The 16,102-nt window shown below is 64.3% G+C and carries 16 protein-coding genes; 8 read left to right on the forward strand and 8 right to left on the reverse strand.

Annotated elements, in window-relative coordinates:
* Nucleotides 1–100: 100 nt before the first annotated feature.
* Nucleotides 101–1,252 (forward strand): UDP-galactopyranose mutase, encoded by a 1,152-nt coding sequence (gene glf, locus JCM7685_RS18840; protein ID WP_074969209.1) that lies wholly within the window; start codon nucleotides 101–103, stop codon nucleotides 1,250–1,252.
* Here the strand turns inward: glf and JCM7685_RS18845 are convergent.
* The 6 genes from JCM7685_RS18845 to JCM7685_RS18870 form a co-directional block, all read right to left on the reverse strand.
* On the reverse strand, nucleotides 1,249–2,628 hold the full coding sequence (locus tag JCM7685_RS18845) for an efflux transporter outer membrane subunit (protein ID WP_074969207.1): 1,380 nt from the start codon (nucleotides 2,626–2,628) through the stop codon (nucleotides 1,249–1,251). The genes glf and JCM7685_RS18845 overlap by 4 nt on opposite strands.
* 99 nt (nucleotides 2,629–2,727) lie before the next feature.
* Nucleotides 2,728–5,865: an efflux RND transporter permease subunit gene (locus JCM7685_RS18850; protein WP_074969205.1), complete on the reverse strand. Its 3,138-nt coding sequence runs from the start codon at nucleotides 5,863–5,865 to the stop codon at nucleotides 2,728–2,730.
* Nucleotides 5,866–5,869: 4 nt separating this feature from the next.
* The gene (locus JCM7685_RS18855) at nucleotides 5,870–7,054 is read right to left on the reverse strand and encodes an efflux RND transporter periplasmic adaptor subunit (RefSeq protein WP_074969203.1); all 1,185 of its coding nucleotides are present in this window, start codon (nucleotides 7,052–7,054) and stop codon (nucleotides 5,870–5,872) included.
* Between the two features lie 35 nt (nucleotides 7,055–7,089).
* Nucleotides 7,090–7,665, reverse strand: a complete 576-nt coding sequence (locus tag JCM7685_RS18860; protein ID WP_100526176.1) for a TetR/AcrR family transcriptional regulator — start codon at nucleotides 7,663–7,665, stop codon at nucleotides 7,090–7,092.
* 145 nt (nucleotides 7,666–7,810) lie between these two features.
* Nucleotides 7,811–8,683, reverse strand: coding sequence for a phosphoribulokinase (locus tag JCM7685_RS18865; protein WP_074969201.1), 873 nt, complete (start codon nucleotides 8,681–8,683; stop codon nucleotides 7,811–7,813).
* 9 nt (nucleotides 8,684–8,692) lie between these two features.
* The gene (locus tag JCM7685_RS18870; protein ID WP_074969199.1) at nucleotides 8,693–9,640 is read right to left on the reverse strand and encodes a class 1 fructose-bisphosphatase; all 948 of its coding nucleotides are present in this window, start codon (nucleotides 9,638–9,640) and stop codon (nucleotides 8,693–8,695) included.
* Between the two features lie 94 nt (nucleotides 9,641–9,734).
* Between JCM7685_RS18870 and cbbR the strand changes: the two genes are divergently transcribed.
* Nucleotides 9,735–10,664 carry a LysR family regulator CbbR gene (cbbR, locus tag JCM7685_RS18875; RefSeq protein WP_074969197.1) on the forward strand — a complete coding sequence of 310 codons (930 nt, stop codon included), beginning with the start codon at nucleotides 9,735–9,737 and terminating at the stop codon, nucleotides 10,662–10,664.
* 310 nt (nucleotides 10,665–10,974) lie between these two features.
* Here the strand turns inward: cbbR and JCM7685_RS18880 are convergent, their stop codons facing one another.
* Nucleotides 10,975–11,637, reverse strand: a complete 663-nt coding sequence (locus tag JCM7685_RS18880; RefSeq protein ID WP_074969195.1) for a flagellar hook capping FlgD N-terminal domain-containing protein — start codon at nucleotides 11,635–11,637, stop codon at nucleotides 10,975–10,977.
* A 10-nt stretch (nucleotides 11,638–11,647) separates the two neighbouring features.
* A complete protein-coding gene (gene fliK, locus JCM7685_RS18885; RefSeq protein WP_170848949.1) occupies nucleotides 11,648–12,679 on the reverse strand; it encodes a flagellar hook-length control protein FliK in 1,032 nt (343 codons plus the stop codon).
* A gap of 211 nt (nucleotides 12,680–12,890) precedes the next feature.
* On the opposite strand from fliK, the gene JCM7685_RS18890 reads away from it, so the two are divergent.
* The 6 genes from JCM7685_RS18890 (at nucleotide 12,891) to JCM7685_RS18915 (ending at nucleotide 16,067) form a co-directional block, all read left to right on the forward strand.
* Nucleotides 12,891–13,142: a hypothetical protein gene (locus JCM7685_RS18890; RefSeq protein WP_231964743.1), complete on the forward strand. Its 252-nt coding sequence runs from the start codon at nucleotides 12,891–12,893 to the stop codon at nucleotides 13,140–13,142.
* Nucleotides 13,135–13,449 carry a hypothetical protein gene (locus tag JCM7685_RS18895; protein ID WP_074969188.1) on the forward strand — a complete coding sequence of 105 codons (315 nt, stop codon included), beginning with the start codon at nucleotides 13,135–13,137 and terminating at the stop codon, nucleotides 13,447–13,449. The genes JCM7685_RS18890 and JCM7685_RS18895 overlap by 8 nt, the downstream gene beginning before the upstream one ends.
* A 166-nt stretch (nucleotides 13,450–13,615) precedes the next feature.
* Nucleotides 13,616–14,458 (forward strand): flagellin N-terminal helical domain-containing protein, encoded by an 843-nt coding sequence (locus JCM7685_RS18900; protein ID WP_074969186.1) that lies wholly within the window; start codon nucleotides 13,616–13,618, stop codon nucleotides 14,456–14,458.
* Nucleotides 14,459–14,521: 63 nt separating this feature from the next.
* Nucleotides 14,522–14,890 (forward strand): flagellar biosynthesis regulator FlaF, encoded by a 369-nt coding sequence (gene flaF / locus JCM7685_RS18905; protein ID WP_074969184.1) that lies wholly within the window; start codon nucleotides 14,522–14,524, stop codon nucleotides 14,888–14,890.
* Nucleotides 14,887–15,291 carry a flagellar biosynthesis repressor FlbT gene (locus JCM7685_RS18910; RefSeq protein WP_074969182.1) on the forward strand — a complete coding sequence of 135 codons (405 nt, stop codon included), beginning with the start codon at nucleotides 14,887–14,889 and terminating at the stop codon, nucleotides 15,289–15,291. The genes flaF and JCM7685_RS18910 overlap by 4 nt, the downstream gene beginning before the upstream one ends.
* Complete coding sequence (locus tag JCM7685_RS18915) at nucleotides 15,288–16,067, forward strand: DUF1217 domain-containing protein (RefSeq protein ID WP_074969180.1); 780 nt, start codon at nucleotides 15,288–15,290, stop codon at nucleotides 16,065–16,067. Before JCM7685_RS18910 ends, JCM7685_RS18915 begins: the two co-directional genes overlap by 4 nt.
* Nucleotides 16,068–16,102 lie beyond the last annotated feature (35 nt).

The following is a 16,102-nucleotide window of genomic DNA, read 5'->3' on the forward strand; positions in this document are numbered from 1 at the left end:
GGCCCTTGACGAAGCCGCCCGCTTGCCCGCGTTTGGGGCGCATGACCAGCACCGGATTTTTCCCTTGCCCCGCCTTGCGCCGCCGACGGCAGGAAGCGCCATGACGAAACATTGCCTGATGGTGGGGGCGGGCCTTTCGGGCGCGGTGATCGGCCGGCTGCTGGCCGAGGCCGGGCATCGCGTCACCGTCGCCGACGCTCGCGATCATGTCGCCGGCAATTGCCACACCGCCCGCGATGCCGCCACCGGGGTCATGGTCCATGTCTATGGGCCGCACATCTTTCACACCGACGACGCCGAGGTCTGGGACTATGTCAACCGCTTCGCCACCTTCCGGCCCTATCGCAACCGCGTGAAGACGGTGTCGGACGGGCGGGTGTATTCGCTGCCCATCAACCTGCACACCATCAACCAGTTCTTCGGCAAGACCCTGCGCCCGGACGAGGCCCGCGCCTTCATCGCGGCCAAGGCCGACCACAGCATCGCCGAGCCGCAAAGCTTCGAGGAACAGGCGCTGCGCTTCGTCGGGCGCGAGCTCTACGAGGCGTTCTTCAAGGGCTATACGCTGAAGCAATGGGGCTGTTCGCCGCACGACCTGCCGGCCTCGATCCTGAAGCGGCTGCCGCTGCGCTTCAACTACGACGACGACTATTTCGCCCATCGCTTCCAGGGCATGCCGGAACAGGGCTATACCGCCATGGTCGAGGCGATCCTGGACCACCCCGGCATCTCGGTGCGGCTGCAAAGCCCGGTCGCGCGCGCGGATGCGGCGGGCTATGACCACGTGTTCTACTCCGGTCCGATCGACGGCTGGTTCGACTATCGGCTGGGGCGGCTCGGCTATCGCACGCTGGACTTCCAGCGCTTCACCTATGCCGGCGACTACCAGGGCTGCGCGGTGATGAACTATGCCGATGCCGCGGTGCCGCAGACCCGGATCACCGAGCACAAGCATTTCGCCCCGTGGGAGGATCACGCCGGATCGGTGCTTTACCGCGAAGTGCCGCGCGCCTGCGAACCCGGCGACATCCCCTATTACCCGATCCGGCTGGTGGCGGAAAAGGCGCTGCTGTCGGACTATGTCGCGCTGGCTGCGGCCGAGCCGGGGGTGACCTTCGTCGGCCGGCTCGGCACCTATCGCTATCTCGACATGGACGTCACCATCCGCGAGGCGCTGGATTGCGGCCGGCGCTATCTGGCCGCGCTGGCCGAAGGCGCGCCGATGCCCGCCTTCGCCGCCAGCCCGCTTTAGACCGCCGGAATGCCGACGCCGCCCGCCGCGGCGGCGCTGAGCTTGATATAGTTCACCGCCTGGTCGCGCAGCGCCGAGGCCAATTCCTGCCGGGCCGACAGCAGGCTGCGCTCGGCGTCGAGCACCGGGAAGAAGTCGGATTCGCCCAGGTCCCAAGAGCTGCGGGTCAGGTTCACCGTCTCGCGCGCGTTCTCGACCAGCCGCGACTGGGACGAAACGGCGCGGGCGTCGCGGTTGTAGCCGGCCAGCGCGTTCTCGACCTCTTCGACCGCGTTCAGGACCGAGGCCTGCCAAGCCAGCCGCGACTGCTCGGCCCGGGCCTGCGCCGCCGACAGGTTGGCCTGGTTCGCGGCGTTGAACAGCGGCAGGGTGATCTGCGGGCCGAAGCTCCAGGTCTTGGAACTGCCGCCGCCGCTGATGTTCGTCGGCGTGACCGAGCCCGAGAGCGTCAGCTTGGGATAGAAGGCCGCCTGCGCCTCGCCCACGCCGGCGACGGCGGCGGCCAGGTTGCGCTCGGCCACGCGCACATCGGGACGGACGCGGATCACCTCGGCCGGCACGCCGACGCTGGCCTTGTAGGCGGCGCGCGGCTGGCCGCCGCCCCGGCGCAGCTGCGCGGCGATGTCGGCGCTGCGCCCGGCGGTCAGGGTGGCGAGCCGGTTCACCGACTGGTCGAAGCCGACTTCCAGCCCCGGCAGCGCCGCCTCGGCCTGCGTCACCAACTGCTCGGCCTGCAGGACCTCCAGCCGGGTGGCGCTGCCGAATTCGTCCTGGGTCCGGGTCATCGACAGCGAGCGCTTGCGGCTGTCGAGGCTCTGCCGGGTCAGGGCGATCGCCTGCTGGTAATAGCGGGCATCGACATAGGCCTGGGCGATGGCGCTGGCCACCGTCAGGCGCGAGACCTCGGCCGAGAGATAGGCGGCATCGAGCTGGGCCGAAGCCCCGGCCCGCGCGGCACGGTTCTGGCCGAAGAGATCGACCAGCCAGGATACGCCCAGCGTGGCCGAGCTGCTTTCGCTGATACCGCCCGCCTGGCCGCGCGACCGTCCGGCCGAGCCCGAGGCATCGATCTGCGGCAGGTCGTTCGCGCCGACCAGCCGGGCATTGGCCTGGGCCTCGCGGATGGTGGCGACGGCGGTCAGCACGTCGAGGTTGCGTTTCAGCCCCGCCGCGATCAGCGCGTCCAGTTGCTTGTCGCGGAAGGCGGCCCACCAGGCGTTGGCGCCGGCGCGGCGCGCGGGCGAATTGCCGGCGAAGGCATTGGCAAGTTCGGCCTTGGGCGCGGTGTAGCTGACCTGGGCGCAGGCGGCCAGCGCCAGGTTCGAGGCCAGCCCGGCCAGGATGCCGCGGCGGGAAAGCGAAAGGGTCTGGGTCATCGGTTCTCTCTGTCTGTCGCGGCCCGAGAGGCGCCGCCTAGGGGAAAAACGGGACGCGGGCGGCCACCAGGGGGTCGCCCGCGCGCGGCAGGACCGGAGCTAGCCCACCGTATCGCTTGTCGTATGGGTTTCGGCCTCGGCCCTTCGGCCCTTGCCGGCGAAGCGGCTGAACAGGCCCAGGACAAAGACGAAGAAGACCGGCACGAAGAAGATCGCCAGCACCGTCGCCGCCACCATGCCGCCGATCACCCCGGTGCCGATGGCGTTCTGGCTGGCCGCCGAGGGGCCAGTGGCGATGGCCAGCGGCACCACGCCCAGCGTGAACGCCAGCGAGGTCATCAGGATCGGCCGGAAGCGCAGCCGCGCCGCCGTCACCGCCGCCTCGATCAGGCTTTGCCCCTGCTCGCGCAGGTCCTTGGCGAATTCGACGATCAGGATGGCGTTCTTGGCCGACAGCCCGATGATGGCGATGAGGCCGACCTTGAAATAGATGTCGTTCGGCATGTCGCGCAGCATCACCGCAGCGACGCAGCCCAGGACGCCCAGCGGCACCACAAGCATCACCGACAATGGGATCGACCAGCTTTCGTAAAGCCCCGACAGCAGCAGGAACACGAAGAGGATGCTCATCGCGTAAAGCAGCGTCGCCTGGCTGCCGGCCTGGATCTCCTCGAGCGATTGCCCGGTCCATTCATAGCCGAAGCCCTGCGGCAGCTCGCCCGCCAACCGCGCCATCTCGTCCATGGCCGCGCCCGAGCTGTAGCCAGGCGTCGCCTGGCCGGCGATGCGGATCGAGGGATAGCCGTTGTAGCCCACGACCTGCGACGGCCCCTGTTCCCAGCCGACGCTGGCGAAGGAGGAAAACGGCACCATTCCGCCGCCCGCGTTGCGCACGGTCAGCGCCAGGATGTCCTCGGCCTGCATGCGCGAGTCGTCCTCGGCCTGCATGACCACGCGCTGCATCTTCCCGGCATTGGGGAAGTCGTTGATATAGGCCGAGCCGAGGTATTGCGAGATCGTGGCCGAGATGTCGGCGAAGGTCACGCCGAAGGCGTTGGCCTTTTCGCGGTCGATGGTGACGAAGACCTGCGCGGCCGAGGGCAGGCCCTCGATGCGCAGCCCGGTGACGACTCCACCCTCTTGGGCCTTGGCCATGATCTGCTGGGCGGCGGCCAGCAGCGCCTCTTGCCCCTGCCCGCCGCGGTCCTGTAGCCGGAAGCTGAAGCCGCCGGTGGTGCCGAAGCCGGGGATCGGCGGCGGCGACAGCGCGAAGGCCTGCGCGTCCTGCTGGCCGAACAGCTGCATGTTCGCGGCATTGGCGACGTCCTGCGCCGACTGGTCGCGCTCGGCCCAGTCCTTGAAGGTGACGAACATCAGCCCCGCGTTCGGCCCGCGCCCCGAAAAGCTGAAGCCGCGGATCGAGACCACGTTCTCGACCGGCTCCATGCCGCCGAAGATGCCGGTCGCCGTCGCCAGCACCTCGTCGGTGCGGTTCGAGCTGGCGGTGGCCGGGGTCTGGATGTCGGTGATGATGAAGCCCTGGTCCTCGTTCGGCAGGAAGCTGGAAGGCAGGCGCAGGAAGCCCATGGCGGTGGCCGCGACCAGCCCGACATAGAACAGCATCATCACCGCCCGCCGACGCGTGACCAGCCCGACGCCGCGGCTATAGCGTTCGGTCAGGGCATCGAAGCGGCGGTTGAACCAGCCGAAGAAGCCCCTCTTCTCGTGATGGCCGTGGATCGGCTTCAGGAAGGTCGCGCAAAGCGCCGGAGTCAGCGTCAGCGCGAGGAAAGCCGAGAACAGGATCGACACCACCATGGTCAGCGCGAACTGCCGGTAGATGATGCCCGAGGAGCCGGGGAAGAACGCCATCGGCACGAAGACCGCCGACAGCACCAGGGTGATGCCGACGATGGCGCCGGAAATCTGGCCCATGGCCTTTTGCGTCGCCTCGCGCGGGGGCAGGCCTTCGGTCGCCATGATGCGCTCGACGTTCTCGATCACCACGATGGCGTCGTCGACCAGGATGCCGATGGCCAGCACCATGGCGAACATCGTCAGCACGTTGATGGAAAAGCCCGCGACCAGCATCACCGCCACGGTGCCCGCCAGCGCGATGGGCACCACGATGGTCGGGATGATCGTGTAGCGGAAGTTCTGCAAGAACAGGAACATCACCACGAAGACCAGCACCATCGCCTCGACCAGCGTGTGCAGGACCTTCTCGATCGAGGCCTCGACGAAGGGGGTGGTGTCATAGGGGATCTGGTAGCTGACGCCCTGCGGGAAGAAGCGCGACAGCTCCTGCATCTTCTCATGCACCGCTTCCGAGGTGTTCATGGCGTTGCCGGTGGTCGAAAGCTGGATCCCCAGCGCCGCCGCCGGCTTGCCGTTCAGCTTGGAGGCGAAGCTGTAGCTTTCGGCGCCCACTTCCAGCCGGGCCACGTCGCGCAAAAGCACGGTCGAGCCGTCGGGATTGGCGCGCAGCACGATCTTGCCGAATTCCTCGGCGCTGTCGAGCTGGCCCTTGATCAGCACCGTCGCGGTCAGCTGCTGGCCGATGGGGTTCGGATCGGCGCCGACCTTGCCGGCCGCGACCTGCGCATTCTGGGCGCGGACCGCCGCGACGATCTCGGCCGAGCTGAGATTCAGGCCCGTCATCTTGGCCGGATCGACCCAGATCCGCAGCGCGCGTTCCGGGGCGAAGACGGTAGCGCTGCCGACGCCCTCGATCCGGCGGATCTCGCCCACCACGTTGCGGTTGATGTAGTCGCCAAGCGCGATGTCGTCCAGCGAGCCGTCGTCCGAGGTCAGCGCCACCATCATCAGGAAGCCCGAGCCGGCCTCTTCGATCAGCACGCCCTGGTCGACCACGCTTTGCGGCAGCAGCGGCTCGACGCGCGAGACGGCGTTCTGCACGTCCACCTGGGCGCGGGCGACGTCGGTGCCCGGCTCGAAGGTCGCGGTGATCTGCATCGAGCCGGAACTGTCCGAGACGGATTCGTAATAGGCCAGGCCCTCGACGCCGTTCAGCTCGTCCTCGATAGGCTGGGCGACGGCCTGGTTGATCTCGGCCGGAGACGAGCCGGTGTAGCTGGTCGAGACCGTGATCTGCGGCCAGGCCACCTGCGGATATTGCGCGACCGGGATCTGCGGCAGCGCCAGAAGGCCGGCGATGACGATGAAGATCGACAGCACCCAGGCCAGCACCGGCCTGCGGATGAAGAACTGTGCCATGCGGTTATTCCTTGGCCGGCGCGGCAGGTGCTTCAGCCGCGGCGGCAGCACCGGCGGGCACGGGCTTGGCCGCGACCGGCTGCGCCACCACCTTGGCGTCGGGATAAAGCTTCTGCGCCCCGGCCACGACCACCCGGTCGCCCGGCGCCAGCCCCTTCTCGACCAGCCAACGGTTGTCGCTGGTCTGGCCCAGGGTGACGTCGCGGCGCTCGACCATGTCATCGCCCTTCAGCGCATAGACATAGGCCTGACCCGACTGGTCGCGCTGCACCGCCATCTGCGGCACGGTCAGGGCATTGTCGCGCACCGCCTGTTCGATGCGGACGCGGACATAGAGGCCGGGCAGCAGGTTGCCGTCCGGGTTGGGGAATTCCGCCCGCAGGGTGATCTGGCCGGTGGTGCTGTCCACGCTCGCCTCGGAGAACAGCAGCTTGCCGGGGTGTTCGTATTCGCTGCCGTCGTCGAAGATCAACTGCACGCGGGCCTCGCCCGCAGACATCATCGCCAGTTGGCCGGCGGCCAGCGCCCGGCGCAGCGCGAACAGCTCCGAGGACGACTGGGTGAAATCGACATAGACCGGGTCCAGCTGCTGGATCGTCGCCATGATGTCGGTCTGGGCGTTGACCAGCGCGCCCTCGGTCACCAACGCGCGGCCGACCACGCCCGAGATCGGCGCCGTGACCTCGGTATAGCTGCGGTTCAGCTCGGCCTCTTGCAGCGAGGCGCGGGCGATGGTGACATCGGCCCGGGCCTGGGCCAGCGCGGTCGCGGCATTGTCCAGATCCACCCCGGCCGTCACCTTGCGCTCGCGCAGGGCACGCGCCCGCTTTTCCTGGTCGGCGGCATTGAGCTCGGTCGCCTCGGCGCGGGCCAGCGTGCCCTTGGCGCTGGCGACGCGCACGTCGAAGGGCGCCGGGTCGATGCGATAGAGCACGTCGCCCGCCGCGACCTCGCCGCCCTGTTCAAAGACCCGCTCCAGCACGATGCCGCCGACGCGGGGGCGCACCTCGGCGGTGCGGGTGGCGGCGACGCGGCCGGGCAGTTCGTTCACTACCGGCAGCGCCTCGGGGGTCATCACCTGCACGCTGACCTGCGGCGGCGGCAGTTGCTGGGCGGCAAGTGGAGCGCCCGTCATCAGGCCGCAAAACACCAGCCCGGCGCAGAGGCCGGGGCGAAAGCTGTTCTTCATGGGAAGGTCTTCCTGCGAAACTTGAAGGTTAGAGGTCAGTCTCCGTCAGCGCCGGGGTCGCGTTCCGCGACCGCCATCAACTCGTCGAGGATCTCGTTGCGGGTCTTGTCGTCGAAGCGGTGGAAGCCAAAATATTCCAGGAAGGCCATGCCGTGCAGCGTCAGCAGCGCGCGCAGCATCTTGGGCTTGTCGCCGGCCTGCGCGGCGATGGCGTCGGCGTCTTCGGCCATGACCTCGCGCATGATCTCGCGGCACTCGGCATTCTCGCCCATGCCGGCGCTGATCAGCATGGCCATGGCGATTTCCTCGTCGGTGGGCGCGGTGCGAAAGGTCTCGATCAGTGCGCGCAGCCGGGCGTTGGGCTGGCCCTGATGCCGCACCAGCACCTCGTCGAAGCTGGCGCGGTGCTGGGCCATCTGGTGGCGGGTGAAGGCGGCCAGCAGCCCGGCCTTGCTTTCGCAGTCGTAGACCACGCTGGACTTGCTGATCCCGGCTTCCTTGGCCACGGCGTCGATGCTGAGCCCGGCCACGCCCGAACGGCGGGCCACCCTTTCGATGGCCTGCATCAGTTCGTCCCGGTCGATCGAGCGTTTGCGTCCCAAAATCGCCACCAAAAATTTCAATACGACCGTTCGATTATTATTCTTTGGCCGACCTGTCAACCGGGCCGGACACGGTCTTTACGCAACGGCAGCGACGGCCGGCGCAGCATGGCCTGCCCGATCTGCGCAAGTGCCGGCTCTGTCCGCTGTCCCGTCAGGCCCGCTTCGATTCCCCGACCAGGCGCAGGATGATCGGCGTCAGGATCAGCTGCATGGCCAGATCCAGCTTCGGCCCCGGAATGACGATGGAATTAGCACGGCTCATCCACGAGCCCTGCAGCATCGAGATCAGATAGGGAAAATCGATGCCGCGCGGGTTGCGGAAGCGGATCACCACCAGGCTTTCATCGGGGGTGGGAATCCAGCGCGCCACGAACGGATCCGAGGTATCGACCACCGGCACGCGCTGGAAATTGATGTCGGTCTCGGTGAATTGCGGGCAGATCGCATGCACATAGGCGTGCATCCGGCGCAGGATCACGTCGGTCACCGCCTCGGTCGAATAGCCCCGGCTGGCCCTGTCGCGGTGGATCTTCTGGATCCATTCCAGGTTGATCACCGGCACCACGCCGATCTTCAGGTCGGCCTGGCCGGCGATGTCGATGTCGCCGCATTTCACCGCGCCGTGCAGCCCCTCGTAGAACAGCAGATCCGAGCCCGGAGCGAACTCGGCCCAATCGGTGAAGGTGCCGGCCGGGCGGCCCAGCTGCTGAGCCTCGTGGTCGTCGTGGACATAGTGCCGGGTCTCGCCCGCGCCGCTTTCGCCATAACGGCGGAAGACCTGTTCCAGCCGGGCGAGTTCATTCGCGTCCAGGCTGAAATGGCTGAAGGTATGGTCGCCCATCTCGGTCCGGCGCGCCAGTTCGGCCTGCATCGCGGCGCGGTCGTAGCGGTGGAAGGCGTCGCCCTCGATGCTGACCGCATTGATGCCCTCGCGCCGGAAGATGTGGTCGAAAGTGTGCTTGATGGTGGTGGTGCCCGAACCCGACGAGCCGGTCACGGAAATGATCGGATGTTTCCTGCTCATGCTGTCCTTTCAGGCCCGGAACAGGCCGCGATTGCCGAACAGCGCCGAGACTTCCGGCTCGGGCAGGTCCTGGTAGGCGGCGATGCGGGCCACCTTCTCGGTCGAGCCGAAGACCATGGGCGTGCGCTGCCGCAGGTCGGTCGGGACCAGCGACAGGATCGGCTCGGACAGGTCGGTGGCCTGGCCGCCGGCCTGCTCGATCAGCAGCGCGATGGGGGCGCATTCGTGCAGCAGGCGCAGGCGGCTGCGCTTGTCCTTGCTGTCGCCGCCGGGATGCAGAAAAACGCCGCCGTGCATCAGGATGCGATGCGTGTCCGCGACCAGGGAGGCCAGCCAGCGCATGTTGAAATTCTTCTGCCGCGGTCCGTCCACGCCGGCCAGGCAATCGTCGATATAGGCACGCACGGGCCGCGGCCAATGCCGGTAATTCGCCACGTCTATGGCGAATTCGAAGGCGCAGCCCGGGATCCGGGCCGCCGACTCGACCAGGCGGAAGCAGGGACCATCGCCGTCCAGCAGATAGCGCTGAACGCCCATGCCGAAGGTCGCCACCATGGTGCAGCGCGGGCCGTAGACGATATAGCCGGCGGCGATCTGCTCTCCCGGACAGCGCAGGAAGCTGGCCTCGGCGCCGTCGCGGGCGGGATAGAGCGAAAACAGCGTGCCCATAGACAGGTCGATCTCGACATTCGCGGCCGCATCCAGGGGCGTCAGCGCCATGGCCAACGCGCCTTGGGGATCGAGTTCCTGCGCGCCGTCGCCCGAATCGAGCCAGCGCAGTCCGGTACCGGCCAGGGCAGTCTGGAACAGCAGGTGCGCCTGTCTCTCCAGCGATTGCGGAGGAATGATGCCGCGACGGATCGATTGCGCCAGCCGAGCGCCCGCATCGGCCAGCGCCCGCATCGCCGGACGCAATGCGACCGGAATTTCAGCCTCTTCGATCCTGTCGGCCGTCATCTTCCCTCTTTCCCGCGCTCCCTGGACGCCTTGTTGACATGGGCGTGCTTTCGGGAACATTTAATAATGCAGAAGCATATTTCAGGAAATCTGAATGCAACGGATCGACGCCGTCACCCTGCGCCATTTGCGCGCACTGCGGGCCGTGGTGGAGCGCGGCTCGCTGACCGGCGCCGCCGCGGATCTGGGGCTGACGCCGCCGGCGGTGCATGGCCAGTTGCGCGCGCTGGAGGATCTGATGGCCGCGCCCATGGTGGTCCGGGGGGCGCATGGCGCCTTCCGGCCGACCGAGGAAGGGCGCGCGGTCTTGGCGGCGGAAGCCCAGATCGCCATGGCGCTGGACAGCTGCGTCCGCCGGGTCACCGCCCTGCAAAGCGGGCATGTCGGCAATGTCTCTCTGGGGGTGGTCTCGACCGGAGAATATTTCGCCCCGCGGCTGGTCGCCGATCTGCGCGGCGCCCTGCCCGAGGTCGAGATCACGCTGCGCATCGGCAGCCGCGACGCCCTTATCCAGTGGTTCCAGTCCCGGGCGCTGGATCTGGCGATCCTCGGCCGGCCGCCGCGCGCGCCCGCCGTCGTGACCGCGCTGCTGGGCCCGCATCCCCATGTCATCATCGCGGCGCCCGGGCACCCCTTGGCCGCCGCCGACCCGGCGCTTCCCGCCGACCTGCTGACCGAGACTTTCCTGGCGCGCGAGCAGGGATCCGGTACCCGCATCCTGCTGACCCGCTACCTTGACCGGATCGGCGACGGCACGCCATGGCGCATGGTCGAGATGGGCAGCAACGAGACCATCAAGCAGGCGGTGATGGCGGGCCTGGGTATCGCTCTCATCTCGCAGCATACCGTCACCGAGGAACTGCGCTCGGGCCGGCTGGTCGCGATCCGCGCCGTCGGGTTGCCCATCAAACGCAACTGGTTCCTGATCCGACGCGAGGACATGACACTGTCTCCGGCCAGCCAGCGCGTACACGACCATATTCTGGCGCGTCAGGGCGATTTCCTGCCCCGGCTCAGCGTCTGAGCCCTGCTTCCCCGGCATGGCTTGCGATGACTCCGCATCGGCCATGGGCCTTGCGCAGACCGAGACAGCGCATTCGGTCCGCGCACTCTCTGCGATGTGCCCCTTGGCCAAGCGCTGGCAGCTCCGGCGTCGGGCTTTGGCGGCCGCTTATTCCGGCACCGGCGCAGGCCCACGGCGGGCCCGGCCTCTGCGCCAAGAAGGTTTTAATGAGCCCCAGATATGACCTCTCTCCGGTCGATCCGATTTCGGCATGCCAGGCATTTGCCGCGGATCCGAAACGAAATCCCGTCTCGGCTGCGACTGGATGGAGTCATTCGCGCAAGGCGGTCACCTCATCGACGGTCGCCCAGCCACCGCCCGCAAGGATCAGCCGTGCGCCGTCCTTGGTCATTTCGACCCCGGATACGCGGCTATAAGCCTCGACATCCCGGGTCGAGATGACCTTGCCGTCCTTGGTCGCCTCAAGCCGGAAGCTGTAAAGCCCCTCGGGCAGCAGGTCGCCATTGGCGCGCTTGCCCTGCCAGTCGACTTCACCCGATCCTGTGCCGATGTCCTCGCGCAAGACTTCGTTGCCCTGCGCGTCGAGAGTCACCAATGCCACCTTGTCGGCGTCGGCCAAGCTGTCGATCTGCAGCGTCAAAGGCGAATGGTCGAACCACACTGGCGCGCTGGTGCGGACCTCGCGCCCGATCCAATTCGACAGCTGGCCAAGTTCACCCCCGTTCGAGCCTTGCAGCAGTTGAGCCAGCAGTTGGTTGGTCTGAACCTGCTGTTCGACACCCGAGAATGTCGCCAACTGCACCGCGAATTCGGTTCCCTCCATCGGATTGAGGGGGTCCTGGTTCTTGATCTGCGTTGTCAGCATCTTCAGGAATGTCTCGAACTGGCTTGTCGCAGCAGTTGCCGAAGAGCCAGATCCGGTCGCTTGGTTGGCCGAAAAGCCCAGCCCCGTTGTGGTCGATACGCTAGTCACCTGATAGGTCCTAAATCCTGATGTCGATACGCCGATTCGCCATCGGCCTGGCTATAGCCGGCTTCGCCCTGTCGGCGAAAACCGCATCCTCTTCCCGGAACCGCGCAGTGCCCGCAGGCGACTGGTCCCGCGGACGGCGATCGTCCTGTCCGCCGGCGAAGGAAATATCGGCACCGAATATACCGGCATCGTGCAATTCCTTCTCAAGCGCATCCGCATTGCGCCGCAAAAGATCGCCGATTTCCGGCCGATCGGCGAAAACCGTTACCGCAGGTTTTTCACCGGCAGCGATCACCAGCCTAATTCTGCCCAGTTCCTCGGGCGCGAGGGCGATCTCGATCACGCCTTCCCGTCGGTCGGCCAGCTTTTCGCGCAATTGCCGAGCCACGTGCTGCGGGTCAACCACCTGCGGGCGGGCAAGCGTTCGGGCATGGTCGAGCTCCGTCGACGCCCTGCTGTCATGAACGGAAACGGGAAAGGAAGCCTGTTCGGCGCCATCTAACGCCATCGGGGACGCAGCCTCTTCGTTCTGCCTGCCGTTGTCTTGTTCCGGTCGAGCCTCTGCCTCCGCCGCGGCTGCCGATCCGCTGCGATCGATGTGCAGAGCGACGCCCCCTTTCCGCAAAGGCAGAGATGCCGGGCGAATCGTTTGCAACTGCTCCATGCCTCTCAGATCTTCGCGATTGGTGGAAGACGCTATGAGTGGAGGCGTCGGATCAGGCGAATCGGGGTCGATCCCGTCAGCCACGACGATCTCGTCGATGACAGCGAAAACCGCAGTACCTGCCTCAGGCAACGCAGCCTTTTCCGACCGATGCTCTTGCTTTGGCCCTGTCGAAGGCAGATCCGAGACATTCTCGACCGAAACCAGCGGTCCCTCATCCGGAACTGTATCCGGAATCTGTTTGGCGGGCAGAGCAACGCCCTCCGACAAAAAAAACGAAGACTGTTCCGGGGGATCCTCGGCCTCGTCGACGTCCTCTTCTACCGGCGTCGTCACGTCCTGCTTTTCAATGTCCGCCGGCACCGATTCGACCAGCATTACAAAGGCCGCCGCACCGTCCGGCCGGCCAGCTGTGATCGCAGGCTGGCCAGGCATTGCGACCCCGGCTGGGAGGCACGAGATTTCCATTCGATCCACTACCCTCAACATCACGATTTGCCGTCACCTTAGCACAGCAGGATTACCAAATATTTACCAGCACCGCGTAAAGTAGGAGCCTGAGGAAATTTTTAACCATCAGGAGGCGTTCTTGAATATCGCTCCCATAACCACCATGAGTCCGGGGACCACCCGAAGAACAAGCGGAACGGCAGACGGGCTTGAGCAAGCCTTTCTTTCGGAGGTGCTGAAATATGCAGGCCCTCGCGAAAGCACCGGACAGTTCGGCGGTGGAATAGGCGAATCGCAATTCGCCAGCTTGCTGAACGACGCCTATGCTCAAGCGATCGCCGAGCGAATCGATCTGAAGCTTTTCGATCGAGGAGGTCAAAATCATGGCTAAGGCACTAGCCCTTCTCGAACAGGCGCATCGGCACCTGCTTGCCTCCGAAGCCGAGCTTGCCCTCAAGAAGATGCAGGATTTTGAAGAGGCTTTGCTATCGGGCAGGTTGGAGAAGGGACAGGTTCAGGCCTACGCGCAAGGGCTTCAGGCCGTCCGCGACCTGGCCGCCGCCGCGCGTGAGGGAATCGCGGCGGCCCGTCGCCAGATTGAAGAGATCGCGGCACTGTCCCGCAAGCTGGACACCTATGACCGCCGAGGCAATAGGATCGGCAACCAGGTGGGCCAGAACCGAGAGCGTCGGTTTTGATTAAATTTGTTCCGGCAATTCCGTTGAAACGAATCTGCTATTCAGGATTTATTCATCGGCGACGGATATACCGGACAGCGTGATACAGATCACCGGGCCCGTCCCGCAGGTCAGAAGGCCGCATCATATTGACATGGGTAAAACAGCCCTTTGAACGGAGATAAAAATGTCCAGCATTCTGACCAACAACAGCGCGATGGTGGCCCTTCAGACCCTGAAGAGCATCAACTCGAACCTGGCCAAGACCCAGGACGAGATCTCGACCGGCAAGAAGGTCGCCACCGCCCAGGACAACGCCGCCATCTGGTCGATTTCGAAGGTGATGGAAAGCGACGAATCCGCGTTCCGGACGATCCAGAGCAACCTTAACATGGCGGGAAACGTGGTCGCGACTGGTCGCGGCGGCGCCGAGCGGATCCAGGGAATCCTGGATAAGATGCACCAACTCGCGATCAGCGCCTCGAGTGACGGTTTTGACTATTCGACCATCGACACTGATATCGCCTCGATGAAAGAGGAAATCACGTCTGTCATCGATGCGAGCCAACTTAACGGTGTGAACCTCCTCAAGACCAACCCTGTCGCTGGCCAAACTACCTTCTCGGTTCTGGCTTCGGTAGATCGCACGTCGGGTAACCCTGTGACGGCAAACGCATCGATTACCGTCACTTCGGTAAACTTCGAAACTTCGATTGAAGCGGTTACCATTGCGCCGATCACCGATCGCGCTACCGCTCTGACTGCTCGCTTGCAGATCGAGAGCTTGATCGACGTTGCCAAAAAGGGTGCCGCCGCACTGGGTACCGCCGGGGCGCGGATCAACTCCCAAGCGAGCTTTGTTTCGAAACTCGCGGATTCTCTGAAAGCCGGCGCGGGCGCTCTGGTCGACGCCGATATGGAGGAAGCTTCGGCTCGGCTTCAGGCTCTTCAGACCCAGCAGCAGCTGGGTGTGCAGGCGCTGTCGATCGCCAACCAGGCGCCGCAGACCATCCTGTCGCTGTTCCGCTGATCCTACAAGGGGCGCCCCTCGGGCGCCCCTTGACCTGACCGAACCTAGAATGGGATCTGCAACGTGAATTTCGCCCCCCTCAAGAACCGCAAGTCTGAATTTGGCTCGCAACATCTCCGCACTGCGCGCGACAATGAATATCTCGCATTTTCTCGGGTTACCCGGCAGCTGCAGCAAGCCATGATTAGCAATGATCTTAGGGCAATGATAGAAGGGGCTCATGCGAACAATCAGCTTTGGACCATTCTCGCAGCAGATTTGACGCATCCTGCCAATACCCTGCCGGAAGCAATCAAGGCTGGCCTACTTTCGTTGGCGATTTTCTCGATCAAGCAGGGGCACCGCGTGCTGTCCGAGAATGCTTCGGCCGAGGCACTGATCGACATTAATCTAAAAATAATGAAGGGGTTGCGAGGCGAGGCTCAGCCATGACCGGTCTGATTCTGAAGCTTGCGCCGAACGAGCGCGTGCTGATCAATGGTGCGGTCATCGAGAACAGCGACCGACGCGCCAAGATCTCAATCCGCAATCCGAATGCACGTATCCTTCGGCTGAAGGATGCGATCCACCCTGACGAAGCGAACTCCCCGGTATCGCGGCTTTGCTACGTCTGCCAGTTGATTCTGACAGGGGATGCAGACCGCGAAGAGGGACACCGGCAATTGATCTTGGGGATCGAGCAGTTGTCGCAGGTTTTCGCCGATACAGATAGTAGATTCGTTCTATCCTCCGCAACGCAAGCAGCGCTCGGTGGCGACTATTATCGAGCAATGAAAAAAATCAAATTGCTTCGTTCACGCGAAGCGCGCTTATTGGCGGTGCATGGAACATGACCTATAATGTTCAAGTCGGATCCGGCGGATATATCGGATGGAAGATACTCGAACGCACCATGGCAAGGCAGCGACAGGCATTTTCGCAAGACACTTCCATAAAAATAGCGCAGAAATACTTCTCTGAGAAGATGCCTGCGGTGAAAAGCGCCGATGATCTCATAAGTGATTATCGCCTGTTAACAGTTGCTCTCCGCGCTTTCGGCCTTGATTCTGATGTAAATAATCGATTCTTTATCAAGAAGGTGCTGGAATCTGATCCGAATGACGAATCCAGCTTGGTAAATAGGCTCGCTGACAAGCGCTACCTGAATTTGAACCAAGCAATGAAGCTTGGGGGCGCGGAAACGCCAAAGCCGGTGGATGTGGAAGCCATTCTCACAAACTACGATACCCGTTCATTTGAAAAGAACATCGGCGAACGGCATTCCGACATTGAGTTGGCACTGAATGCGCAGCGCGAATTGCCCCAAATCGCAGCAGCAGACATCAGCGAAAACGCGAAATGGTATCAGATTCTTGGGTCGAGATCGCTTCGTAAGATATTCGAAGTTTCTTATGGTCTAGGAAGCAGCTTTGCAGCACTTCCTATTGACCGGCAACTGACCGAGATTAAGGCCAAAACAGCACAGTTTTTAGGATCGGATTCGGCGAGTCAGTTTGAATCAATAACCTCACTCGAAACGATGCTGAGGCGCTATCTTCTGCGTAGCCAGATCGTAAACTCGTCTAACATTTCTTCCCATGTCAACGCTCTTACTCTACTCAGGACGTAAAGGCCAAGCCTGCAGAACGTACCGCATGCTCTGAC

Source organism: Paracoccus aminovorans (assembly GCF_900005615.1).
In the GTDB taxonomy this organism is placed as follows: domain Bacteria; phylum Pseudomonadota; class Alphaproteobacteria; order Rhodobacterales; family Rhodobacteraceae; genus Paracoccus; species Paracoccus aminovorans.